General features: G+C 76.1%; 21 protein-coding genes and 1 riboswitch. Of the genes, 7 read left to right on the plus strand and 14 right to left on the minus strand.

From position 1 onward, the window contains the following. Window positions 1-86: 86 nt before the first annotated feature. From FN207_RS04760 to FN207_RS04770, 3 genes are all read left to right on the plus strand, one after another. Window positions 87-722 (plus strand): dihydrofolate reductase family protein, encoded by a 636-nt coding sequence (locus tag FN207_RS04760; protein WP_142457119.1) that lies wholly within the window; start codon window positions 87-89, stop codon window positions 720-722. A 71-nt stretch (window positions 723-793) separates the two neighbouring features. After that, window positions 794-1,486, plus strand: coding sequence for an SDR family oxidoreductase (locus FN207_RS04765; protein WP_142457120.1), 693 nt, complete (start codon window positions 794-796; stop codon window positions 1,484-1,486). Then, window positions 1,483-2,235, plus strand: a complete 753-nt coding sequence (locus FN207_RS04770; RefSeq protein ID WP_142457121.1) for a thioesterase family protein — start codon at window positions 1,483-1,485, stop codon at window positions 2,233-2,235. The genes FN207_RS04765 and FN207_RS04770 overlap by 4 nt, the downstream gene beginning before the upstream one ends. 8 nt (window positions 2,236-2,243) lie before the next feature. Here FN207_RS04770 and FN207_RS04775 read toward each other — a convergent pair whose 3' ends face one another. Both FN207_RS04775 and FN207_RS04780 read right to left on the minus strand, forming a co-directional pair. Next, the gene (locus tag FN207_RS04775; RefSeq protein WP_142457122.1) at window positions 2,244-2,918 is read right to left on the minus strand and encodes a response regulator transcription factor; all 675 of its coding nucleotides are present in this window, start codon (window positions 2,916-2,918) and stop codon (window positions 2,244-2,246) included. After that, window positions 2,915-4,060, minus strand: coding sequence for a sensor histidine kinase (locus FN207_RS04780; protein WP_142457123.1), 1,146 nt, complete (start codon window positions 4,058-4,060; stop codon window positions 2,915-2,917). Before FN207_RS04780 ends, FN207_RS04775 begins: the two co-directional genes overlap by 4 nt. A 194-nt stretch (window positions 4,061-4,254) precedes the next feature. Here FN207_RS04780 and FN207_RS04785 point away from each other — a divergent pair, with 194 nt between their 5' ends. Continuing rightward, entirely contained in the window at window positions 4,255-5,124 is an 870-nt protein-coding gene (locus FN207_RS04785; protein WP_142457124.1) for an ABC transporter ATP-binding protein, read from the plus strand. A 36-nt stretch (window positions 5,125-5,160) separates the two neighbouring features. After that, entirely contained in the window at window positions 5,161-5,940 is a 780-nt protein-coding gene (locus FN207_RS04790) for an ABC transporter permease subunit (protein WP_142457125.1), read from the plus strand. Window positions 5,941-6,020: 80 nt separating this feature from the next. Here FN207_RS04790 and FN207_RS04795 read toward each other — a convergent pair whose 3' ends face one another. Next, window positions 6,021-7,520, minus strand: a complete 1,500-nt coding sequence (locus FN207_RS04795) for an HNH endonuclease signature motif containing protein (protein WP_142457126.1) — start codon at window positions 7,518-7,520, stop codon at window positions 6,021-6,023. 162 nt (window positions 7,521-7,682) lie between these two features. Here FN207_RS04795 and FN207_RS04800 point away from each other — a divergent pair, with 162 nt between their 5' ends. Continuing rightward, the gene (locus tag FN207_RS04800) at window positions 7,683-8,489 is read left to right on the plus strand and encodes an alpha/beta fold hydrolase (RefSeq protein ID WP_142457127.1); all 807 of its coding nucleotides are present in this window, start codon (window positions 7,683-7,685) and stop codon (window positions 8,487-8,489) included. On the opposite strand, the gene FN207_RS04805 is transcribed toward FN207_RS04800, so the two are convergent. Then, window positions 8,449-9,603 (minus strand): acyl-CoA dehydrogenase family protein, encoded by a 1,155-nt coding sequence (locus FN207_RS04805; RefSeq protein WP_142457128.1) that lies wholly within the window; start codon window positions 9,601-9,603, stop codon window positions 8,449-8,451. The genes FN207_RS04800 and FN207_RS04805 overlap by 41 nt on opposite strands. Further along, entirely contained in the window at window positions 9,600-10,460 is an 861-nt protein-coding gene (locus FN207_RS04810) for an HTD2 family dehydratase (protein ID WP_142457129.1), read from the minus strand. Before FN207_RS04810 ends, FN207_RS04805 begins: the two co-directional genes overlap by 4 nt. A gap of 73 nt (window positions 10,461-10,533) precedes the next feature. Here FN207_RS04810 and FN207_RS04815 point away from each other — a divergent pair, with 73 nt between their 5' ends. Continuing rightward, a complete protein-coding gene (locus FN207_RS04815; RefSeq protein ID WP_142457130.1) occupies window positions 10,534-11,610 on the plus strand; it encodes an alkene reductase in 1,077 nt (358 codons plus the stop codon). 68 nt (window positions 11,611-11,678) lie between these two features. Here FN207_RS04815 and FN207_RS04820 read toward each other — a convergent pair whose 3' ends face one another. From FN207_RS04820 to accB, 9 genes are all read right to left on the minus strand, one after another. Further along, the gene (locus FN207_RS04820) at window positions 11,679-12,308 is read right to left on the minus strand and encodes an aggregation-promoting factor C-terminal-like domain-containing protein (RefSeq protein ID WP_185938160.1); all 630 of its coding nucleotides are present in this window, start codon (window positions 12,306-12,308) and stop codon (window positions 11,679-11,681) included. Window positions 12,309-12,554: 246 nt separating this feature from the next. Further along, window positions 12,555-12,710, minus strand: a riboswitch (cyclic di-AMP (ydaO/yuaA leader). 353 nt (window positions 12,711-13,063) lie between these two features. After that, window positions 13,064-15,547, minus strand: a complete 2,484-nt coding sequence (locus FN207_RS04825) for an FAD-dependent monooxygenase (RefSeq protein ID WP_221888027.1) — start codon at window positions 15,545-15,547, stop codon at window positions 13,064-13,066. Continuing rightward, window positions 15,544-16,791 carry a beta-ketoacyl synthase N-terminal-like domain-containing protein gene (locus FN207_RS04830; RefSeq protein WP_142457131.1) on the minus strand — a complete coding sequence of 416 codons (1,248 nt, stop codon included), beginning with the start codon at window positions 16,789-16,791 and terminating at the stop codon, window positions 15,544-15,546. Before FN207_RS04830 ends, FN207_RS04825 begins: the two co-directional genes overlap by 4 nt. Before the next feature lie 73 nt (window positions 16,792-16,864). Continuing rightward, window positions 16,865-18,157 carry a beta-ketoacyl-[acyl-carrier-protein] synthase family protein gene (locus FN207_RS04835; RefSeq protein WP_142457132.1) on the minus strand — a complete coding sequence of 431 codons (1,293 nt, stop codon included), beginning with the start codon at window positions 18,155-18,157 and terminating at the stop codon, window positions 16,865-16,867. Beyond that, on the minus strand, window positions 18,157-18,582 hold the full coding sequence (locus FN207_RS04840) for a cupin domain-containing protein (protein ID WP_110909327.1): 426 nt from the start codon (window positions 18,580-18,582) through the stop codon (window positions 18,157-18,159). Before FN207_RS04840 ends, FN207_RS04835 begins: the two co-directional genes overlap by 1 nt. A 24-nt stretch (window positions 18,583-18,606) precedes the next feature. Further along, on the minus strand, window positions 18,607-19,563 hold the full coding sequence (locus tag FN207_RS04845; protein WP_246065762.1) for an ACP S-malonyltransferase: 957 nt from the start codon (window positions 19,561-19,563) through the stop codon (window positions 18,607-18,609). Further along, a complete protein-coding gene (locus FN207_RS04850; RefSeq protein ID WP_142457133.1) occupies window positions 19,560-20,057 on the minus strand; it encodes an SRPBCC family protein in 498 nt (165 codons plus the stop codon). The genes FN207_RS04845 and FN207_RS04850 overlap by 4 nt, the downstream gene beginning before the upstream one ends. Window positions 20,058-20,082: 25 nt before the next feature. Next, complete coding sequence (locus tag FN207_RS04855) at window positions 20,083-21,831, minus strand: acetyl-CoA carboxylase biotin carboxylase subunit (protein WP_142457134.1); 1,749 nt, start codon at window positions 21,829-21,831, stop codon at window positions 20,083-20,085. Then, window positions 21,828-22,316: an acetyl-CoA carboxylase biotin carboxyl carrier protein gene (gene accB, locus FN207_RS04860; protein ID WP_246065764.1), complete on the minus strand. Its 489-nt coding sequence runs from the start codon at window positions 22,314-22,316 to the stop codon at window positions 21,828-21,830. Before accB ends, FN207_RS04855 begins: the two co-directional genes overlap by 4 nt. Between the last annotated feature and the right edge of the window lie 3 nt (window positions 22,317-22,319).

The following is a 22,319-nucleotide window of genomic DNA, read 5'->3' on the forward strand; positions in this document are numbered from 1 at the left end:
CGCGGCCGGCGCCTCACCCGGACCGATGAGTCGCGGTCGCGTCCGCCGTCTGCACCCCGACAGCCCCGCGACCGGAGGAGAGACCGATGCGCCCGCTCACCGTCACCACGTTCCTGACCCTCGACGGCGTCGCCCAGGCCCCGGGCGGTCCGCAGGAGGACCCCTCCGGTGGCTTCCCGTACGGCGGCTGGCTGGTGCCCTTCGCCGACGAGGCGTTCGGGCAGCAGATGGACGCCTGGTTCCGCGGTGCCGAGGACTTCCTGCTCGGCCGCACGACCTACGAGATCTTCGCCGCGCACTGGCCGCACGTGGACGCCACCGGCGACCCGGTCGCGCAGGCGCTGCAGACGAAGACCAAGCACGTGGCCTCGCGGACGCTGACGTCCCTGGAGTGGAGCTCCGCCCGGCTGCTCGGCGCCGACGTGCCGGCCGCCGTCCGCGAGCTGAAGGCCGCCGACGGCGGCGAGCTGCAGGTGCACGGCTCGATCGGGCTGGTGCAGACGCTGCTGGCCGAGGACCTGGTCGACGAGCTGCGGACCATCGTCTTCCCCGTGGTGCTCGGGCAGGGCAAGCGGCTGTTCGAGGGCGGGGCCGCGCCGCGCACCTGGGAGCTGGTCTCCTCGGTGCAGACCTCGACCGGCGCGGTGATGACCGCCCACCGGCGCGTCGGCGAGGTGCGGACCGGCTCCTTCGCCCTGGAGGACGCCGACACCACGGTTTGATCCTCGGACCGACTCCGTGTACGGTCCTCCCGGCTGGGTTGGACAGTCCAACTGGGCCGGGAGGAGGACCCGTGGACATCGCCGCCACCACCGCCCTGGTCACAGGAGCCAACCGGGGCCTGGGCCGGGCGCTCGCGCTCGAGCTGCAGGCCCGCGGGGCCACCGTGTACGCCGGCGCGCGGGACCCCGACGCCGTCGACCTGCCCGGCGCCAAGGCCCTGGCGCTCGACGTGACCGACCCGGCGTCGGTCGCGGCCGCCGCCGCGGCCACCGGGGACGTGACGCTGCTGGTCAACAACGCCGGCGTCGGCACCGGTGTCGACCTGCTCGACGGCGATCTCGACGACGTCCGGCGCGAGCTCGACGTCAACTACCTGGGCGCGCTGGCGGTGACCCGTGCGTTCGTGCCCCAGCTGCCGGCCGGCGGCGGCGTGCTGAACGTCCTGTCCGTCCTGTCGTGGGTGGCGTTCCCCGGCACCGGCGCCTACTGCGCGTCGAAGTCCGCGGCGTGGGCGATGACCAACGCGCTGCGCGCCCAGCTGGCCCCTCGCGGCATCCGGGTGTCGGCCCTGCACGTCGGCTACATGGACACCGACATGACCGCCGGCATCGACGCCCCGAAGTCCGACCCGGCCGACGTCGCCCGGATCGCCGTCGACGGCCTGGCCGCCGGCAGCTACGAGATCGTCGCCGACGAGGTCAGCCGGCGGGTGCAGGCCGGGCTGGCCGGCGGGGTCGCGGCGCTGTACCCCGCGCTGCCGTGACCGCCGTCACCGCGACCCCCGCGACCGGGCTGGTCTTCGACCCGAGCTGGCGGTCCTTCACGCACGTGCAGGGCGGGCTGGTGGTCGGGCACCTCCTGGCCGCCGCCGCGGACCTGGCCGGCGCCGCTCCGCGTGCGGTCACCGCCCACCTGCTCGCCGGGGTGGAGCCCGGGACGCCGACGTCGGTCGACGCCGTCGCCGACCGGGCCGGGACCACCGGCAGCGTCCGCGCCACGATGAGCCAGGACGGGCAGCTGCGCGCCGTCGCCCAGGTCCTGACGCTGGCCCGCCCGGCGTCCCCGGTCACCGAGCCGGTGCCCGTGCCGCCGGGCCCGGCGGTCCGCGACGGCGTCCCGTTCCAGCTCCCGCGCGACTTCGTGCCGATCGCCGACCACACCGAGATCCGCGCGCTCGGCTCCTCGCGCCCGCTGGCCGGCGGTCCCGAGCCGCGGCTGTCGGGGTGGGTGCGCATCGACGGCGACCTCCCGCCGCTGGTGCAGCTCGGCGTCCTGATCGACGCGCTGCCGCCGTCGCTGTTCGCCGTGCGCACCACGCCGGCCGCGATGCCGACCGTGGAGCTCACCGCGCACCTCGCCGGCCCGCCGCCGGAGACCGGCGCCTGGGTGCGCATCGACCAGGTGACCACCTGGGCCGACGGCGACGTCGCGGTGGACGACGCCGAGCTGCGCGCCGTCGACGGCTCGCTCGTGGCCCGCGCCCGCCAGACCCGCCGGCTGCTCTCGCGCTGACGCCCCGCTCAGCCCTCCAGCAGGCCGGCCTCGTGGGCGAGGATCGCCGCCTGCGTGCGGTTGGCCAGGTCGAGCTTGGTGAGCAGCCGGGAGACGTAGGTCTTCACGGTGGCCTCGCTGACGAACAGCCGGCCGGCGAGCTCGGCGTTGGACCCCCCGCTGCCGAGCAGGGCGAGCACCTCGCGCTCGCGGTCGGACAGCGCGGCCACCCGCTGCAGCGCCTCGGCCCGGCGGGGCGTCGCGCGGCTGCCGACGTAGGACGCGATCAGCCCGGCGGTGACGGCGGGGGAGAGGGTCGCCGTCCCGTCGGCGACCGCCCGCACGGCCGCGGCGATCTGTCGCGGCGGGGTGTCCTTGAGCAGGAAGCCGGCGGCTCCGGCGGCCAGCGCCGCGTAGACGTACTCGTCGACGTGGAAGGTGGTGAGGACGGCGACCTGCGGCGGGTCGGGCAGCGCGAGGATCTCCCGGGTGGCGGTCAGGCCGTCCGTGCCGGGCATGCGGATGTCGGTGAGCACGACGTCGGGGCGCAGCTCGCGCGCCGCGGCCACGCCCGCGGCACCGTCGCCGGCCTCGCCGACGACGTCCATGTCGCCGGCCGCCTCCAGCACGGTGCGCAGGCCGAAGCGGACCAGCTCCTCGTCGTCGACCAGCAGCACCCGGATCCGCCGGGCGTCGGCGCTCATGCCGGCAGCACCGCCTCGACGCCGAAGCCGCCGTCGAGCCGCGGCTCGGCGCTCAGCTGCCCGCCGAGGGTGCGGACCCGCTCGGTCAGCCCGACGAGGCCGAAGCCGCCGCCGGGGACGGCGGTGGGGGTGCGGGCCGGCGGGCCGTTGACCACGCGCACCCGCAGCTCGCCGGGCCGCCGCTCGACGCACACGCGCACCGGCGCGTCGGGGGCGTGCCGCCCGGCGTTGGTCAGTGCCTCCTGCACGATGCGGTACGCCGCCCGGCCGACGACGGGGTCGACCGGTGCGGTCCCCTCCGCGGGCCCGGTCCAGTCGACCGCCATCCCGGCGTCCCGGGCGGACCCGACCAGCCGCGGCAGGTCGGCCAGCCCGGGCTGCGGGCCCAGCGGCGCGGCCTCGTCGACCTCCTCCGCGCGCAGCACGCCGACCATCTGCCGCAGCTCCTCCAGTGCCTGCCGTCCCGCCGTCTGCACCTGACCGGCCAGCTGCTCCACCCGCCCGGGGTCCCCGGCGGCCACCTCGATGGCGCCGGCCTGCAGCACCATGAGGCTCACCCGGTGCCCGACGGCGTCGTGCATCTCGCGGGCGATCCGGGTGCGCTCGGAGACGACGGCGTTGCGGGCCAGCAGCTCGCGCTCGGTCTCAGCGCGCACCGCCCGCTCGCGCAGCGCCTCGAGCAGCAGCGCGCGGGTCCGCTGCCAGATCCCCAGCGCCGCGGGCAGGACGAGGGCGATGGCCACCCCGCCGAGGGCCCCCACCGCCTCCTCCGGCGTGCCGATGGCCCAGGGCTGGACGAGCGCGACCGTCCCGAGCGCGCCGGCGGCGATGCGCACCGGCCACCGGCCCTCGTAGCGGCCGACCGCGTAGGCGGTGAGCAGCATGCCGGCGGTCAGCGCCGGGACCAGCGCCCCGAGGGCGGCACCGATGACGAACGGCACCACCGGCGCCGACCGCCGGAAGAGGAACAGGGTCACGACCAGCAGCAGGCCGCCGACGACGAGGACGGCGTCCGGCGTCAGCTCGGCCTCGGGGGTGACCACGCCGACGACGACGGTCGCGGTGCTGACCAGCGCGATCAGGGCCTCGAACCCGATGCTGCCCGCGCGGAGACCGGGCCAGACGCGCTCCCGGAACCCCATGCCGGGAGCGTATGCAGCGCGGGGCCGGCGGCGGGTCGGCCGGTCGTCTCGCCTGCGTGTCCTCTTTCGGATGACACGGGATCGCCCGCTCGTCGCCGCAGGTCGAGCCCCGCGGCCGACGCGGCCGGGGGGACCGCGCGGCCACTCTCGACGCCGTGACCGGACCGGCCGGTCGAGACCCGCAGGAGGTCCCCGTGATCGAGGTCAGCGGACTGACCAAGCAGTACGACTCCCGGACCGTCGTCGACGACGTGTCCTTCGTCCTCGAGCCCGGCACCGTGACCGGCTTCCTCGGTCCCAACGGCGCCGGCAAGAGCACGACGCTGCGGATGATGACCGGCCTCGTGCCGGCCACCGCGGGCAGCACCCGGATCGACGGGCGGCCCTACGACGCGCTGGCCAACCCGGCCGCCGTCGTCGGCACCCTGCTCGACGCCTCCGCCGTCCACCCGGGCCGCACCGGGCGCACCCACCTGCGGCTGATGGCGGCGACCATCGGGGTGCCGGCCGCGCGCGCCGACGAGGTGCTCGAGCTGGTCGGCCTCACCCCCGCCGCGGGGCGCCGGATCGGCGGCTACTCGCTGGGCATGCGGCAGCGCCTGGGCATCGCCGGCGCGCTGCTGGCCGACCCGCCGGTGCTGGTGTTCGACGAACCGGCCAACGGGCTCGATCCCGAGGGCATCCGCTGGATGCGCGACCTGCTGCGCGGCCACGCGGCCCGCGGCGGCACGGTGCTGCTGTCCTCGCACCTGCTCGGCGAGGTCGAGTCGACCGTCGACCGGCTGCTCGTCATCGGCACCGGCCGGATCGTCGCCGACGGGCCGGTCAGCGACCTGCTCGGCAGCGAGGGGACGGCCGTGCACGCCGCCGACCCGGCCGCGCTCACCGCGGCGCTGGAGACCGCCGGGTTCCACGTGCAACACGGAGCCGACGGCGCCCTCGTCGTACCCGGCGCCGAGCCCGGCGAGGTCGGCGTGGTCGCCGCGGCGGGCGGCCACGTGCTCACCGACCTGCGCCCGGTCCGCCGCGGCATCGAGGACCTGTTCTTCCAGCTCACCGCCTGATCCCCCTGCCCCCTCCTCCCTCCCTGGAGACCCGCCATGACCACCGCCTCCGCTTCCGCTCTCGCTCTCGCCCCCGTGTCCACCACCGTCCGGCCGCCGGTGCGGGCCGGCGCGCCGTCGCCGGCCGCCCTCGTGGCCATCGAGGTGCGCAAGTCCCTGTCCACCCGCTCGGGGCGCTCGCTCGCCGTCGCCTCGATGCTGCTGGCCCCCGCGGCCACCGCGATCGTCGCGGGCGCCAGCGACGAGTCCCTCGGCTCGGTCGTCGGGCCGCTCGGCGTGATGGGCATGCTCACCGGCCTGGTGCTGCTGTCGCTGGGCGTGCTGTCCACGGCCGGTGAGTGGACCCACCGCACGGTGCAGACGACCTACCTGCTCGTCCCGCGCCGCGGCCGGGTGCTGGCCGCCAAGACGGTCGCCGTCGCGCTGATCGGCGCGGTCGCCGCGGCGGTCGCCGTCGCGCTGACCGCGGCCGTCCTCGCCGGCATGGTCGACGGCGCTTCCTGGGACGGCGCCGGCCGCGCGGTCGGGGTGTTCGTCGCCGCCGGCGCGGTGTTCGCGGTGACCGGGGCCGGCGTCGGGGCCGCGCTGGCCAACACGCCGGCCGCCCTGACCTCGCTGTACCTGGTGATCCTCGGCGTCCTGCCGGTCGTCCGGACCTTCAAGCCCGAGGTCGGCTCGAAGCTGGACCCGGCCGAGGCGGTGCTCGCCCTGTCGCAGGGCCAGGCGCAGACGCAGTCGGTCCTGGTCCTCACCGGGTGGGTCGTCGTCGCCCTGGTCGCCGGTGCCGTCGTCACCCGCCGCCGCGCGGTGGCCTGACCGCCGCAGTTCCCGACGAGGACGGTCCTGGCTCCGGCCGGGGCCGCCCTCGGCGTTCCCGCGGGAACGCCGCCCGGCGCTCAGGCCACCGCCGACAGCCCGCCGCCGTTCCCGGCGCGCAGCCGGCGCTCGAGGTCTCGGTTGCCCAACAGGACCCCGACGACGTAGGACAGGCTCATCCGCTCCCCGCCGACGGCCAGGGTGTCGGGCAGGTCGGGCGCCCGGTCGGGGAAGAGCAGCCGGGTGACCGGGGAGGAGGCGGCGGCGTCCGGGCGCGGCTCCCCGAGCGGACCGTCCGGCGCGCCCCCGGTGTCGCCGGCGCCGGCCGTTCCTCCGACGCCGGCGATGAAGGCGACGTCCGCGGGGCCCCACACCCGGCGGCCGTCGGGCGTGACGGCGACCAGTTCACCCGCCCGCCGGGTCATGACCAGGTCGAGGTCGTGCGCCAGGCCGTGGTCGGCGTCGCACAGCAGCACCATGTTGTCGACGTCGGTGGCGCCGCCGAACAGCCAGTGCCGCAGGTGGTGGGCGTGCAGGCGCTCGACCCGCCGCTCGGGGCAGCCGGGGCGGGCGCAGCCGCCGTCGCGCCGGAACAGCGCCCGCCGCTGCGCCCGGGTGGCGAACCGCCGGGCCCGGCCCACGGCCAGCGGCTCGCGGCCCCGCGACAGCATCGTCACCACCGTGGCCTCGCAGAGCATCCGCCGGACCCGGGCCGCGTGCAGCGGCGGGCCGCCCTCCAGGTGGGCCCGGCCTGCCGCGGCGTCATCGGCGAGCACCGCGGCGTCGACGTGGACCACCACCTCGCGCCGCGGTGGGTCGCCGGCCCTGCGGTCGACCTCCGGGAGGGCGGCGGCGAGCCGGGCGGCCGCGGCGCAGCGGCGCTCGGCCGTCCGCTCGCGGGCGAGCGCCACCTCGTCGCGGTCGTCCGCCGGCCCGTCGGCGTCCGCGTCGGTGTCCCCGGCGCCAGCCGCCGTCCGCTCCGCCGCCGTCCGCTCCGCCGCCGTCCGCTTCGCCGCGGCCCGGTCGCGGCGGGCAGCGCGCTCGGCCTCCGCGTCGATGCCGGCGAGGAAGGCGGCGCCCTCCTCGGCGTCCAGGCACATCCGGACGTGCAGCATCCCGTCGTCGTCCCACCAGTGCTCGAAGCGGCGCTTGGCGCGCACGGTGTCCTCGTCGACCGCGTCCGAGCGACGCCACTCCCGGACCACCCGCTCGACCTGGGCGGCCGTGGTCTCGGCGGCCAGCTCCAGCAGGGCGGCCTCGGTGTCGGGCTCGGCGACCCGGGTCAGCGCACGGACCTTCGAGTAGGACAGCCGCCCGGAGGCGAAGGCGGCCCGGATCCGCGGCAGCCGGGTCAGCGCCCGCGCCACGCGCACGTGCTCCCGTGCCGTGCCGGGGGAGAGGCCGCACTGCCAGGCCAGCCAGTGCGCGCAGGACCGGATGCCGGCCCCACCCCAGCCCTCCCGGCGGTCGAACTCGGCGATCAGTGCGAGCCAGGCCGCCGTGGCGGCGGCCAGCCGCACCGCGGCGCCGGTGATGCGCCGGGCGAGCTCGTCCAGCGGCAGGTCGGTCGCGTCGGTCATGCGCTCCTCCTCGAACACGTGTTCGACACCATACGAGGAGGGTCCGACAGAACCGCAGGTCAGCGGCGCGGGACGTTCCCGCGGGAACGCCCCGGGAAAGCGCGTGCCGGATGCCGTCGCGCCTGGTTGGCTGCCGCCCGGGCCGGCTGATCGGGAGGGCGCATGGAGACCACGGTCGTCACGGCGGACGGCGTCCCGCTGCACGTGCGCACCGGCGGGGACGGCGGCCGCCCGGTGGTCCTGCTGCACGGTGGCGGGCGCTCGGTCGCCGACTGGGACGACGTCGCGGCGGGCAGCGCGCTCGGGTACGCGCCGGTGGCCGTCGACCTGCGCGGGCACGGCGGCACGCCTCCGGCGCCGTGGTCGTGGCCGACCGCGGTGGCCGACGTCGCCGCCGTCGTGGAGCGGCTCGGGCTGGACCGGCCCGCCGTGGTGGGCCACTCGCTCGGCGGCATGGTCGCGGCGCTGTGGGCCACCGAGCACTCCGAGTGCCCGCTGGCGGTCAACGCCGACGGGCACGGCAACCCGACCCGCGCCGACCAGTACGCGGGCGCGCCCGAGCCGGCCGCGGTCGCCGCGTTGCAGGAGACTCTCGAGGGCATGCGCGCCGGGCTGGATCCGCAGATGGCCGAGGTGATGCGCGCGATCGAGGCGCTCGACCTGTTCGACGTCTACGCCCGGGCCCGGTGCCCGCTGGTGGTCGTGCGCGGCGGGGAGTCGATGGCCGAGCTGCTCCCGGGTGCGGCGCAGCCGGCGTGGAGCGCCTACGAGCGGTGGGTCCTCGACCGGCTGACGGCGACCGCGGAGGCCGCGGAGCTGGTCGACCTGGTGGTGACGCCCACCGCGCACGACGTCCACCTCGAGCGGCCCGACCTGCTGGTCTCCCTCGTCGACCGCTACCTGCGCGTTCCCGCGGGAACGCCCGGCGTCACTCCAGGCCGCCCCGCGCGACCAGCTGGCGGGCGATGACGTCGCGCTGGATCTCGTTGGTGCCCTCGCCGACGATCATCAGCGGGGCGTCGCGGAAGTAGCGCTCGACGTCGAACTCCGTCGAGTAGCCGTGCCCGCCGTGCACCCGGATGGCGTCGAGGGCCACCTTCATCGCCGTCTCGGAGGCGAACAGCTTGGCCATCCCGGCCTCCATGTCGCACCGCTGCCCGGTCTCGTATCGCTCGGCCGCGTAGAGGACCAGCTGCCGGGCGGCGGTGAGCGAGGTGGCCATGTCGGCGAGCAGGTTGCCCACCGACTGGTGCTGCCAGATCGGCCTCCCGAAGCTCTCCCGCTCCTGGGCGTAGCGGAGCGCGTCGTCGAAGGCGGCCTGCCCGACGCCGAGCGCCCGGGCGGCGACCTGGATCCGGCCGGTCTCCAGGCCGGTCATCATCTGCGCGAACCCGCGTCCCTCGACCCCGCCGAGGACGGCGTCGCCCGGCGCCCGGTACCCGTCGAAGGACAGCTCGCAGCTCTCCACGCCCTTGTAGCCGAGCTTGGGCAGGTCGCGGGAGACGCTCAGCCCCGGACCGTGCTCCGCGAGCAGTACCGACACCCCGCGGTGCCGCGGCTGCGCGGTGGGGTCGGTCTTGCACAGCAGCGCGATCAGCTGCGACCGGCGCGCGTTGGTGATCCATGTCTTCGCGCCGTCGACGACGTACCCGTCGCCGTCGCGCCGGGCGACCGTCCGCATCGCCTGCAGGTCCGACCCGCCGCCGGGCTCGGTGAGCGCCATCGTCGCCCGCACCTCGCCGGTCGCCATCCGCGGCAGCCAGCGGTCCTGCTGCTCGGGGGTGCCGAACGCGACCAGCAGCTTGGCGACGACGGTGTGCCCGCCCATCGCGCCGGCCAGCGACATCCAGCCGCGCGCGAGCTCCGCGGTGACCATCGCGTAGCAGGGCATCGACACCGGCGCCTCGCCCCACGGCTCGGGCACCGCCAGCCCGAAGACGCCGAGCTCCTTCATCCGTGCGATCAGTGCCTCCGGATACGTGTCCGCGTGCTCGAGCTCGCGGACCACCGGCCGCACCTCGCGGTCGACGAAGGTGCGCACCGTGCCGACGACGTCGCGCTCCTCGGCGCTCAGCACGCTCACCGGGAGGCCTCCAGCACCGCGGTCCCGGTGACCGACGCCGGCTGTCCCGCCGCCGCGGCGGTCAGCTCGACGCGGTCGCCGTCGAACCGGCCGGTCGCCCGCACCGGCGTGCCCGCGTACGCCGGCCGGGTCAGCCGGTGGGCGAAGGAGGTGACGGACCGGTCCGGTGCGGAGCGGCGCGGAACCTCCAGCAGCAGCAGCGCGAGCAGCGGGCCGTGCACCACCACCCCGGGGTGGCCCTCGACGGCGGTGGCGTAGGGCTGGTCGTAGTGGATGCGGTGCGCGTTGTAGGTCAGCGCGCTGAAGCGGAACAGCAGCGCCGGGTCGGGCAGCACCTCCACCGCGCGCCCGCCCCCGACCTCCGGCGACCCCGCCCCGGCCGGCGCCGGCGACGACCCGCCCTCCTGCGAGCGGTAGACGACGTCCTGCTCCTCGGTCACCAGCAGCGCACCGCCCTCCCGGTACTCGCTGCGGACCGTCACCAGCAGCATCTCCCCGCTGCGGCCGGCCTTGACCTCGCAGCGGGCCAGCGACGACGTCCGCTCGACCACCGACCCCACCCGCAGCGGCGCGGACACCGCCAGCCGCCCGCCGGCGATCATCCGGCGCCGGTGCGGCAGCGGCGGGAGGAAGTGCCCCTCGCGCGGGTGGCCGTCCTCGCCGAGGTCGGCGGTGGCCGGGTGCTCGAGGAAGGTGAACGCGTGCCAGCCCGGCGGCAGCGGGTCGCCGTCGGCGAGGGGCGGCGCGGGCTGGTCCAGCAGGGCGGCGAACGCCGCGGCGGGCCCGGGGAGGACGGTCGCCGCGTCGGGAACCGGACCCGGGGACCAGCCGTCGACGACGTCGGTCAGGAGGGACACGGCGTCATCGTGCCGGGTGTGACGCCGCCCGCACCGCGGAATGCTCCGGCGCCGCGCGGTGTCGCAACCAGGCGTGGACCTGTTCTCCCCCGTGATCCTCGGCGACCTCGAGCTCGCCAACCGCGTGGCCATGGCGCCGCTGACCCGCATGCGCTCCGGCGACTCCGGCGTCCCCGGTGACCTCGTCGTCGAGCACTACGCGCAGCGCGCCTCGATCGGCCTGATCGTCACCGAGGGCACCTATCCGAACCACGAGTCGCAGGCCTTCGTCGGCCAGCCCGGCATCGTCACCGACGAGCAGGTGGCCGGCTGGCGCCGCGTCGCCGAGGCGGTGCACGCCCGCGGCGGCCGGATCGTCATGCAGGTCATGCACGGCGGGCGGGTCACCCACCCCGACACCAACGGCGGCCGCCGTGTCGTCGCCCCCAGCGCGATCGCCATCGACGGCGTGGCGCGAACGACGACCGGCAAGCACCCGTACCCGGTGCCGCACGCGCTGACCACCGAGGAGGTCCGCGACGTCGTCCGCGACTTCCGCCGGGCCGCCGAGCGCGCCGTCGAGGCCGGGCTGGACGGCGTGGAGATCCACGGCGCCAACGGCTACCTGCTGCACGAGTTCCTCGCGCCGTCGTCCAACGTCCGCGACGACGAGTACGGCGGCTCGCCGGAGAACCGCGCCCGCCTGGTGGTCGAGGTCGTCACCGCCGTGGCCGAGGCGATCGGCGCCGGCCGCGTGGGCCTGCGCATCTCGCCGGAGCACGGCATCCAGGACGCCCTCGAGCCCGACCGCGACGACGTGCTCGCCACCTACGGCGCGCTGCTCGACCAGCTGCGCCCGCTGGGCCTCGCCTACCTGAGCGTGCTGCACCGCGAGCCCGCCGGTGAGCTCGTGCAGGAGCTGCGCCGGCGCTTCGGCGGCCCGCTCATGGCCAACAGCGGCTTCTCCACCGTGACCACCCGCCAGGAGGCGCTGGCGCTCATCGAGGCCGCGCACGCCGACGTCGTGGCCGTGGGCCGGCCGGTGATCGCCAACCCCGACCTGGTCGAGCGCTGGGCCGGCGAGCACCCGGAGAACGAGCCCCGGACGCACCTGTTCTACGCACCCGGCGCCGAGGGCTACACCGACTACCCGGTGCTGCGCGCCGGCTGAGCCGGGGCTCCACCGGCCGCACCGCGGGCCCCCTCCGCTGCCGGAGGGGGCCCGCGGTGGTCAGTGGCTCAGTACCAGTTGTTCGCCTGGAAGTGCTGCCAGGCCGCGCAGGCGCTGCCGTAGCGGTTCTCGATGTAGATCAGCCCCGCGTCGATCTGCCGGAACGGGTCCGAGGTCTTGGCGATGCCGGTCCCCGCCCACGTGGAGTCGAGGAACTGGGCGATGCCGTACGCGGTGCTGGTCGGGTTCTGCGCGTTCGGGTTCCACCCGCTCTCCCGCTCCCACAGCTGCTCCAGGCAGCCGAACTGGGTGGTGTCGCCGCCCAGGCCGGCCAGCGCGTGGTCCTTGTAGGCCTGCTCGCCCGAGCCTGCCGGGGCGGGTGCCGGGGCGGGTGCCGGGGCCGGCGCGGGCGCGGGTGCCGGGGCGGGTGCCGGGGCCGGCGCGGGTGCGGCGGCCGGTGCGGCGCCGCCGCGTCCGTCGCCGCGTCCGTCGCCCCGCCGGTCGCCGTCCCAGCTGGAGGAGGAGTCGTTGCCGCCCCAGCGTGGCGTGTCGGCCTGGGCGACCGCCTGCCCGCCGAAGGCGAGGGCGAGGGTCATGGCCCCCGTGGCGGTCAGCAGGTGCAGGGCGCGGCGGCGCGTGGACGCGCCGCCGGGGGTGCGCAGGGCACGGGTGTGTCCGGCGGAGGTGTTCGCGTGCATGGAGTCGTCTCCTGTGAGGCAGAGCCGCAGGGCGCCGTCCCGGCACGGCGGCATGGCGGCCGGTCGCCGCCGCGGCACGGGCCACGGCGTGCAGGGACCGGCCGCCGGGCGCGCGGCACCGGCCGGACGAGGGGTCCGGCTGCAGGCAGGCGTGCGGCGGCTGGATCGTGCAGCGGGGCAGGCGGGAGCGCGACGGTCCCGGACCTGCGCGCGCGGGGGCTCGGGAGCCCCGGGCGCGGTTGTTCTCCGTTCTCCCCTGGCCGCCTACCGGGTGAGCTGACGGGTTCGGGCTGGGAGTGCCCTACCCACCCCCGGGTGACCGGGGGCGGGACTCACCCCGGTGGTACAGGTGGGTCCCCGGCTCGCACCCACGGTCTGGGTGCGACTCGGCGGCATCCGGTCCGGGCCCCCCGGGCGGGGGAAGACGACCGGCCGGACGCTGGAACCGTAAGGAGGGGACCGATCCGTCACAAATCAGGACGGGGATCCGGTGGGTGTCGGCGCGACAGGCCGTCCCACCACGCCGTGCCGCTCAGGGCCGGTCACGCCCCGCGGTCACCGGCGTCCGCCGAGCTGACCACCGGCCCGTGCGGCGTGGTCGGGATCCACAGCTTCGCGCCCTGGGACGCCAGCTCCTCCAGGACGGCGGCGAGGTCGTCGACGGTCCAGTGCCCAGCCGCCCGTCGGCAGCGGGCCGGGTGAAGCCCGGCCCGCTGCCCAGGACCTCCGCGTGTGCCGGGTCGTGCGGGTGTGGCTCAGATCGCGTAGACGCCCGCCAGGTGCCCGCGCAGGACCTCGGCGTCCACCCGCCCGCTGCGGAAGCCGACGTGCCCGTCCGGCCGCACCAGGTAGGCCGCCGTCCCCGGGCCGCGGATCCCGTAGGCGGTGCGGAAGCCGTCGGCGGGGTCGGTGAGGACCGGCAGCTCCACCAGCGGCGGCACCGTGGTGCCCGGCGCCACGACCAGGTACGGGTGCACCTGCCCGCGGGTGTCCCGCCGGATCGCCGTCGCCAGCTCCTCGAGGGCCGGGAGGTCGGCCGAGGAGTCGGCCGAGAGCAGCAGCGTGGCGTGCGTGCCCCGGGTGAGGTCGAACAGCCGCACGTCGTGGGCCACGCCGAAGCGGCGCAGTCCGGTCACGTCCGGTGCCCGGTGCCCCGGCTCCGGCCCGCCGGAGAAGGAACCGGCGGCCTCGCCCACCAGCGGACTGTCGGCGTAGTTCATCGTCATCTGCATCTCGAGCAGGAACTGCGCCTTCTCGTCCTCCATGTCCATCTCGTCGGTGAACGCGATGGCCACGGCCCGGTCCACGATCGCCTTGCCCGCCGGGCGGCGCTCGGCCTCGTAGCTGTCGAGCAGGCCGGGGGAGGCCTGCCCGCGGACGGCGAGGGCGAGCTTCCAGGACAGGTTCCACGCGTCCTGGATGCCGGTGTTCATGCCCTGGCCGCCGGCCGGCGGGTGCAGGTGGGCGGCGTCGCCGGCCACGAACACCCGGCCCACCCGGTAGCGGTCGACGATGCCGTGCTTGACGCGGAAGATCGACGCCCAGCGCAGGTTGCTCGCCGTCGACCCGGCCGGGCCGAGGTCGTCGATGGCGGCCTGGATGTCGGCCAGCGACGGCGGGTCGTACTCCTTCCAGAACCCCGCGGGGACGACGCCGCTGCCGATCGTGTCCTGCAGCCGCCGGGGCGCCAGCGTGGCCACCCGGTAGCGGTTGCGGCCGCGCAGCGGGACGCAGACGAGCATGCCGGTGAAGTCGCCGTCGTCCTCGATGCGCACCCAGCGCACGAGGTGCCCGGGCGGCATCTCCCAGTCGACGTCGACGTCGCCGAGCATGAACAGCTGCGGGAAGATCGACAGTCCGCCGTCGAACTGCAGGCCCAGGCCGGTGCGCACCGCGCTGGAGGCCCCGTCGGCACCGACCAGGTAGGCCGCCCGCGCCGCCTCGACCTCGCCGGAGGCGTGCGTCAACGTCGCGGTCACGCCCTCGTCGTCCTGGGTGAAGCCGGTGAGCTCCACGCCCCGCTCGACCCGGACGCCGAGCGCGCGCAGCCGGTCGCCGAGGATCCGCTCGGTCTCGTACTGCGGCAGGCCGAGATGGGCGTAGGGCAGCTCCTCGAGCCCGGACCAGTCGACCTGGTGGGTCTGCCGGCCGTTGACGAAGACGGTCTGGCCGTGCAGCCAGCTGCCGGCGTCCATCGCGTCGGTGACGACGCCCTGGTCCTCCCAGATCTCCATCGTCCGGCAGTGGATCCCGATGGCCTTGTCCGCCTGCGTGGACGCCTCCGGCCGCTTGTCGACGACGCGGACGGCGATGCCGCGGCGCGCCAGCTCGATCCCGGCGGTCAGCCCGGCCGGCCCAGCGCCGATCACGAGCACCTCGGCGTCCGGGCGGGTCCGCACCGCGGCCGGTGACGCCGGGGGAGCGCCGGCGGCCGGCACCGGGGAGGGCAGCGTGCCCAGGGTGATCGGCGCGGTCGCCGGCCCCAGCAGCGACGCCGGCGTCTCCGGCACGTCCACCGGCACCTCGGCGGGGGCCGCCACGGGAGCGAGGGCCGTCACCGGGGCCGGAGCCGTCCGGATCCCGCGCACGCCGGCCTCCTGCGGCCGGTAGCGGATGTGGAAGAGCTTGCGCTGGAAGAACACCGACAGCCAGCGGATGAGCGGGCCGCTCTGGTCCTGGTGGGAGGGGTCCTCCACCCAGTTGCGGAAGTCCTCGTCGGACTCCCACTCGGCGAAGATGTGGTAGAGGTCGGAGTCGGCCTCCTTGAGCAGCTCCTCGCGGATCAGCCCCTTCGTCCCGCGCAGCCGGTCGGTGACGATCGCGTAGGCCCGCTCGAACGCCTCCTCCTCACCCGGCGCCACCTTGGTGCTGATGTCCACGCGCACGTGGGAGGCCTGCTCGCCGCCGGTGATGCCGTAGAGCACCTCGAACGTGCTGCGGTCGGCGTCCTCACGCAGGTCCCGCAGCGCCGCGGTGAGCGTCTCGCGCGCCTCCGAGCGGCCGAAGCCGTCGACGGCCGCCTTGTCCGCCCAGTCGCTGACGATGAGGAACGTCCGCCGGTCGGCCGAGTCCCGCATCAGCTCCTGCCGGAGGTTGCCCGGCACGGCGGCGATGTGCGCCGCCGCCTCGCGCCAGGCGTCCTCGAACTGCTGCTCGCAGCCCTCCCGCACCCGCATGCGCAGCAGCGTCCGCACCGCGCCGTCGTGCGCCGTCGCCGGCCGCTCCTCCAGGGTGGTCATGACGTCGCTCCTCCAGCGTGTCGGCGCAGCACCAGGCTGCTGTTGAAGCCACCGGCGCCGCGGGCGAGGACGACCACGGTGGCCAGGTCCTGCACGCGGCTCGCCCCGACGAGGTCGACCCCGGGCGGGACGTCGACCGGGTCGTCGAGGTGGGCGGTGCCGGGCACGATCCCGTCCCGCATCGCCAGCAGCGCCGTCGCCACGTTGAGCGCCGAGCCGCCGGCCATGAGCCGGCCGGTCCACGACGACGGCGCGGTCACCGGCACCGGCCGGCTGCGTGCGCCGAAGACCGCCCCCAGCGCCTCGAGCTCCAGCCGGTCGAGCTCCGGCACGCCGGCGCCGTCGGCCACCACGAGGTCGACCTCGTCGGGGGAGACCCCGGCGTCGGCCAGCGAGAGCCGGATGGCGCGGGCGTACTGCGTGGCGTCGGGTGCCGGGTCCTCGTGGTGGTGGGCGTCGTGCGTGGCGCCGTAGCCGGCGACCTCGCCCCACACCTTCTGCGCGCCCCGCGCCCGGGCCGCGCCGGGCTCCTCGAGCAGCAGGATCGCCCCGCCCTCGCCGACCACGTGGCCGTTGGCCCGCCGGTCGAAGGGCTTGTAGGCGTCCTCCGGGCGCTCGGCGGTCGACAGCCGGCCGCCGGTGACCTGGCACAGCATCGCGTACGGGCACAGCCCGGCCTCGGTGCCGCCGACCAGCACCGCCGGGGTGCCGCGGCGGACCACCCGCCGGGCCCAGCCGATGCTGTCCAGCCCGCCGGCGCCCTCGCTGACGACGACGCCCGAGGGGCCCTTGAACCCGTCGCGGATGGAGACCTGGCCGGTCGATGCCGCGTAGAACCAGGCGATCGACTGGTAGGCGCCCACCGACTTCGGCCCCTTGGCCCACAGCCCCTGGATCTCGTGCTGGCTGAACTCGTTGCCGCCCGAGCCCGAGGCCAGGAACACCGAGGTGGCGTAGACGTCGTCCTCGGGCGGGGTGTAGCCGGCGTCCTCGGCTGCCAGCGTCGCCGCGGCCAGGGACATCCACGTCCAGCGGTCGGTCTGCACCATGAGCTGGGGCGCCACGTGGTCGGCCGGCACGAAGTCGCGCACCTGGCCGGCCAGCGTGATCCCGTACTGCCGGGCGTCGAAGCCCTCGACCGACCGGATGGCCGGCTCGCCGCGCACCAGCGAGGCCCAGTGCTCCTCGACGCCGACCCCCGTGGGGGCCACGACGCCGAGCCCGGTCACCAGCAGTTCGGTCACGACTCCTCCTCGCTGGCGCTCGTCGCCGTCGTGACCGACGGTGCTGTGCTCACGCGTGAGCTCGCGAGCTCGCTCACGACTCCCTCCGCGTGGGGCTGGCCAGCACGATCGCCGACTGGAAGCCGCCGAAGCCGCTGCCCACCGACAGGGCGACGTCGACCTTCTGCTCCCGCGCCACCTTCGGCACGTAGTCGAGGTCGCACTCGGGGTCGGGCACCTCGTAGTTGGCCGTCGGCGGCAGGACGCCGCGCTGCACCGCCAGCGCCGTCGCGGCGATCTCGATCGACCCGATGGCGCCCAGGGAGTGGCCGACCATCGACTTGATCGAGCTCATCGCCACGCTGCCGGCGGCCGGGCCGAGGCTGCGCTTGACCGCCGCCGTCTCGTGCCGGTCGTTCTGCTTGGTCCCCGAGCCGTGTGCGTTGACGTAGCCGACCTCGTCCGGGGACGTGTGGCCCTGCCCGAGCGCCCGGTCGATCGCCTCGGCCATCTCCACGCCGTCGGGCCGCAGCCCGGTCATGTGGAAGGCGTTGCAGCGGTTGGCGTAGCCGGTGACCTCGCAGTAGATCTCCGCGCCGCGCCGCCGGGCGTGCTCGCGCTCCTCGAGCACGAGCACCGCCGCGCCCTCGCCCATGACGAAGCCGTTGCGGCGGGCGTCGAAGGGCTTGGAGGCGTGCTCGGGGTCGTCGTTGCTGTCGGTGGTGGCCCGGATGGTGTCGAAGCAGGCCATCGAGATCGGCGAGATCGGCGCGTCGCTGGCTCCGGCGACGACGACGTCGGCGTCCCCGTCCTCCACGAGCTGCGCGCCGTAGCCGACCGCGTCGATGCCCGACGTGCAGCCGGTGGAGACCACGGTCGCCGGCCCGTGCGCGCCGAACCGGACGGCGAGCTCGGTGGCCCCGCAGCTGGGCACCAGCGCCGAGGCGAGGAACCGCGAGGCGTACCGGGGGTCCACCTGCCACAGCCGGCCGGCGTCGCTGACCTGCACGTACTCCTGCTCCAGGCGCATCGTGGCGCCCACCGCGCTGCCCAGCGTGACGCCGACCCGGTCGGGGTCGGGCGCGTCGTCGGCGTCGCCCACCCCGAACCGCAGCCCGCTGTCGGCGACCGCCTCGTCCGCGGCGACCATCGCCATCTGGACGAACCGGTCGTTGCGGAACACCTCCTGGGCGGTCAGGCCCAGCTTCACGCCGTCGAAGTCGACCTCGGCGGCCACCTGGGAGCGGAACCGGGTGGGGTCGAAGAAGGTGATCCGGCGGGTCGCCGTCCGCCCCTCGGTGATCATGTCCCAGAAGCCCTCGCGGCCCATCGACCCCGGGGCGACCACGCCGATCCCGGTGACGACGACCCGTCTCCGCTCGCGCATCACCGCACGCCCGGCGGCAGCTCGGTGTCCACGTGACCGAGCTCGGGGCGCGGCGCCAGCGGGCCGCACAGGAAGACGAACGTCGCCGTCGTCGCGGTGTCGTTGACGATGCGGTGCTTCACGCCGATCGGGATGTGCACGGCGGACTCGGCGACCAGCCGCCGCTCCTCGCCGTCGAGGGTGACGAGGACGTCGCCCTCCTGGCAGTAGAGGAACTCCTCGGAGTACGGGTGCCAGTGCTCGGTCACGATCTCGCCGGGCTCGAGGGTGAGCGTGCCCATGAAGCCGGCGGTCGACCCGACGCTGGCCGGGGACAGCAGCACCCGGATGTCCCCGCCGCGGCGGCGGTTGGGCGCGGTGTCGGCGCGGTGGACGGTGGGGCCGCAGCGCGTCGGCGTCGCCGGCGCGTGCTGGATCGTCGTCATCTCTCTCCTCTGTGGGGCGAGCAGTCAGGTGGGGACCGAGCCCGCGAGGGCGGGACCCGGGACGTCGGTGGGGACGAGCGCGCCCGGCCCGGAGGCCAGGCAGACGGTCAGGTGGGGAGCGGACTGGGCGACCAGCGGCCCGAGCACCGGCTCGGCGCCGATCTCCACGACCGACGTCGCCCCGGCCCCGGCCAGCGACCGGGAGGTGGCCTCCCAGAGCACCGGCGCGGTCAGGTGCCGCCGCAGCGCCGCGCGCAGCCGGCCGGGGTCCCGGGTCGGCTCGCCGTCGGCGTTGGGGACGACGGGGACCAGCGGCGCCGACCAGTCGAGGTCGGCCAGCGCGGTCGCCAGGTGCGCGGCGACCGACGCCATCAGCGGCCCGTGGCACGGCGCCCGGCCGGGCATCCGCACCAGCTCCAGCCCGGCGGCGTGCACGACCTCGGCCGCGCGGGCCAGCTCGGTGCGGCCACCGGCCAGCACGGTGCGCCGCGGGGCGTCGACGGCGGCCACGCACAGCTGGCCGTCGCCCTCGATCTGCGCCACGGCCGCCCGCGCGACCCCCTCGGCACCCGGGCCGAGGACGGCGGCCAGGCCGGCGCACGACGGCCGCGGGGCCAGGCACAGGAGCTCGGCGCGCCAGTGCACCAGCTCCACGACCTGGTCGAGCTCCAGCGCGCCGGCCGCCACCAGGGCGGCGAACTCCCCGACGCCGTGCCCGGCGACGGCCACCGGGTACAGGCCGCGGGCGGTCAGGCTGCGGTAGCCGGCCACCCCGGTCACGACGACCTCGAGGTGCGCCGCGACGGGGTCGGGAGCGGTCGCGGGGTCCCGCCACCAGGCGGCCACGTCGCGGCCGACGACGGCGTCGACCTCGGTCACGGTGGCCGCGGCCACCGGGTCGGCCAGCCACGGGTCGACCATCCCCGGGCGGGAGCCGTCCTCCCCGGGGAGGACGACCGCGGGACCCCGCGCCGCGGTCACCCCACCGCTCCCGGGTCCGAGCCGGCCGCGGCCTCGACCTTCTGCTTGATGATCCCCATCTGGACCTTGCTGTTGCCGTCGATCCGCCGGGTCATCGTCTCGGTGTCCACCGGCGCCTCGGGCCGCATGCGGAAGTCCTGCACCCAGCGCATCCGGGTGCCCCCGGCCTCGGGCGCGTAGCTCCAGTGGATGTCCATGAACTCGAACGGCCCGGGCTCCACGCGCCGCGCGCGGACCTCGTGCTTGGCCGGGTCGAGCGTCCGCTCCGACACCCAGCTCCACGTCCGCCCCGACTCGTCGGGGTGCATGGTCAGCCGGAAGCGGAACCAGGTGTCGGTGGACTCGAGCACCTCGACGGTGCGGTACTCGGTGAACAGGTCCGGCCACGACCGCAGGTCGTTGGTCATGCGCCAGACGTGCTCGATGTCGGCGTCGATGAGGATCGAGTTGTCGGTGTGGCCGACGGTCAGGCCGGGCTCGAGGGTGCTGCTCATGGTCGTTCCCTCCGGGAGTGGCGGATCAGGCCGGCTGGGCGGCCTGGGCCGCGCTGACGGCCTCGACGATCTGGCCGAACGTGTAGGCGTCGGGGTTGTCGTCGGGCATGGCGATGCCGAAGCGGTCCTGCAGCTCGGTCTGCATCGAGAGGAAGGCCAGCGAGTCCAGGCCGACGTCGGCGAAGTGCGCGTCGGGGTCGCTGGTGTGCGACGCGGCCGGCAGGCCGGTCTTCTCGGTGAGCAGCTGCATGAGGTCGGCCTGGGTGAACACGGGAGCGGACATGGTGGGGTCCTCCTCGGGACGGGGGTGCGGGACGGACGCCGGGCCGGCGGGCTCGCCGGCCGGGACGAGGTGCAGCGGGCCGCGCAGGGCGGCGGGCAGGGCCGGCTCCCGGCACGCGGCGATGGCCGCGGCGCGGGTGACCAGGTCGGGCAGCCGGCGGTCGAGGAACTGGACGTCGTGCCGGTCGGCGCGGACGTCGGGGTCGCGCAGCAGGGCGCGGTGCAGGGCGGCGGTCGTGTGCACGCCGGGGCCCTCGACCCGCAACTCGGCCAGCGCCCGGTCCATCCGGCGTACCGCCTGCTCGCGGTCGGGAGCCCAGACGACGAGCTTGCCCAGCAGCGAGTCGTAGTGCGGGCTGACCTCGTCGCCCTGGCGGTAGCCGGTGTCGAAGCGGGTCCAGGGCCCGTCGGGGACCCGCAGCACGTCGAGCCGGCCGGGCGCCGGGGCGAACCCGCGGGCGGGGTCCTCGGCGTTGATCCGGCACTCGATCGCCGCGCCGCGCACGACGACGTCCTCCTGTCGCAGCCGCAGGCGCTCGCCGCCGGCCACGAGCAGCTGCTCGCGGACCAGGTCGATCCCGGTGAGCAGCTCGGTGACCGGGTGCTCGACCTGGATGCGGGCGTTCATCTCCATGAAGTACGCCCGCCCGGCGTCGTCGACGAGGAACTCCACGGTGCCGGCGCCGGTGTAGCCCACCGACAGGGCGCCGCGGACGGCGAGCTCGCCGAGCTCGGCCCGCTGTCCCGGCGACAGGTGCCCGGCCGGCCCCTCCTCGAGCAGCTTCTGGTGCCGCCGCTGCAGCGAGCAGTCCCGCTCGCCGAGGTAGAGGCCGGCGCCGTGGGCGTCGCAGAGGACCTGCACCTCGACGTGCCGCGCGCCGGACAGGTAGCGCTCGACGTAGACGGTGGCGTCGCGGAACACCGCGCGGGCGACGGTGCGGGTGGTGGTGAAGGCCTCGGGGAAGTCGGCGGGGTCGTGCACGACGGTCATGCCGCGCCCGCCGCCGCCCGCCGCGGCCTTGATGATCACCGGGTAGCCGATCTCGGCGGCGACGGCGAGGCCCTCCTCGGCGGTGCGCACCGGGTCGACGACCCCGGGCAGCAGCGGCAGGCCGGCGGCGGCCATGAGCCGCCGCGCGGTGGCCTTGTTGCCCATCTGCTGCATGACCTGCGGCGGCGGGCCGACGAAGGTCAGCCCCTCCGCCTCGCAGATCTCGGCGAAGTCCGGGTCCTCCGAGAGGAAGCCGTAGCCCGGGTGCACCGCGTCCGCGCCGCTGCGCAGCGCCGCCTCGACGATGTTGGGCACGTGCAGGTAGCTCGACCGCGGCGCCGGCGGGCCGATGTGCACCGCCTCGTCGGCCATCTCCACCAGCGCGGAGTTCCGGTCGGCCGTCGAGTAGACGGCCACCACCTCGATGCCGAGCTCCCGGCAGGCCCGCGCCACCCGGACGGCGATCTCCCCGCGGTTGGCGATCAGCAGCCGGCCGATCACCGCGGCCCCCCGGGCGGGCGCAGGAGCAGCAGCACCTGGTCGTACTCGACGGACTCGGCGTCGCCGACCCGGATCTCGGCCACCACGCCCGCGGAGTCGGCCACGATCGGGTTCATCAGCTTCATCGCCTCGACGATCCCGAGCGTCTGGCCGGTCTCGACCTCGTCGCCGACCCGCACGAACGGCTCGGCGCCGGGCGAGGGCGCGGCGTAGAAGGTGCCCACCAGCGGCGCGCGGACGGCGACCGTGCCCTCCGGCACCTCGGGCACCTCCTCGTCCGCCGGGGAGGCCACCGCCTGCAGCCCGCCGGGGACCGGTGCCGGCGGGGCGGCCGCGGGCGCGGCCGCCGGTGCGGTGTCGGCCGCCCACTCGACCTCGACGGCGCGGTCCCCGTCGCGCACGGTCAGCCGGCGCAGCGTGCCGGGCAGCGTGCGGGCGAGGTCCACGACCTCGTCGCGCAGGCTGCGCTCCTCCCCGGTCGCCACGTC

It is taken from the genome of Geodermatophilus aquaeductus (genome assembly GCF_900182545.1).
Classification (GTDB): domain Bacteria; phylum Actinomycetota; class Actinomycetes; order Mycobacteriales; family Geodermatophilaceae; genus Geodermatophilus; species Geodermatophilus aquaeductus.

Coding starts and splice junctions, on each gene's coding strand:
- FN207_RS04775 (WP_142457122.1), bottom strand. CDS start 2,918: ATGAGCGCCGACGCCCGGCGGATCCGGGTGCTGCTGGTCGACGACGAG.
- FN207_RS04825 (WP_221888027.1), bottom strand. CDS start 15,547: ATGACCACCCTGGAGGAGCGGCCGGCGACGGCGCACGACGGCGCGGTG.
- FN207_RS04800 (WP_142457127.1), top strand. CDS start 7,683: ATGGAGACCACGGTCGTCACGGCGGACGGCGTCCCGCTGCACGTGCGC.
- FN207_RS04790 (WP_142457125.1), top strand. CDS start 5,161: ATGACCACCGCCTCCGCTTCCGCTCTCGCTCTCGCCCCCGTGTCCACC.
- FN207_RS04840 (WP_110909327.1), bottom strand. CDS start 18,582: ATGACGACGATCCAGCACGCGCCGGCGACGCCGACGCGCTGCGGCCCC.
- FN207_RS04780 (WP_142457123.1), bottom strand. CDS start 4,060: ATGGGGTTCCGGGAGCGCGTCTGGCCCGGTCTCCGCGCGGGCAGCATC.
- FN207_RS04835 (WP_142457132.1), bottom strand. CDS start 18,157: ATGCGCGAGCGGAGACGGGTCGTCGTCACCGGGATCGGCGTGGTCGCC.
- FN207_RS04795 (WP_142457126.1), bottom strand. CDS start 7,520: ATGACCGACGCGACCGACCTGCCGCTGGACGAGCTCGCCCGGCGCATC.
- FN207_RS04850 (WP_142457133.1), bottom strand. CDS start 20,057: ATGAGCAGCACCCTCGAGCCCGGCCTGACCGTCGGCCACACCGACAAC.
- FN207_RS04820 (WP_185938160.1), bottom strand. CDS start 12,308: ATGCACGCGAACACCTCCGCCGGACACACCCGTGCCCTGCGCACCCCC.
- FN207_RS04760 (WP_142457119.1), top strand. CDS start 87: ATGCGCCCGCTCACCGTCACCACGTTCCTGACCCTCGACGGCGTCGCC.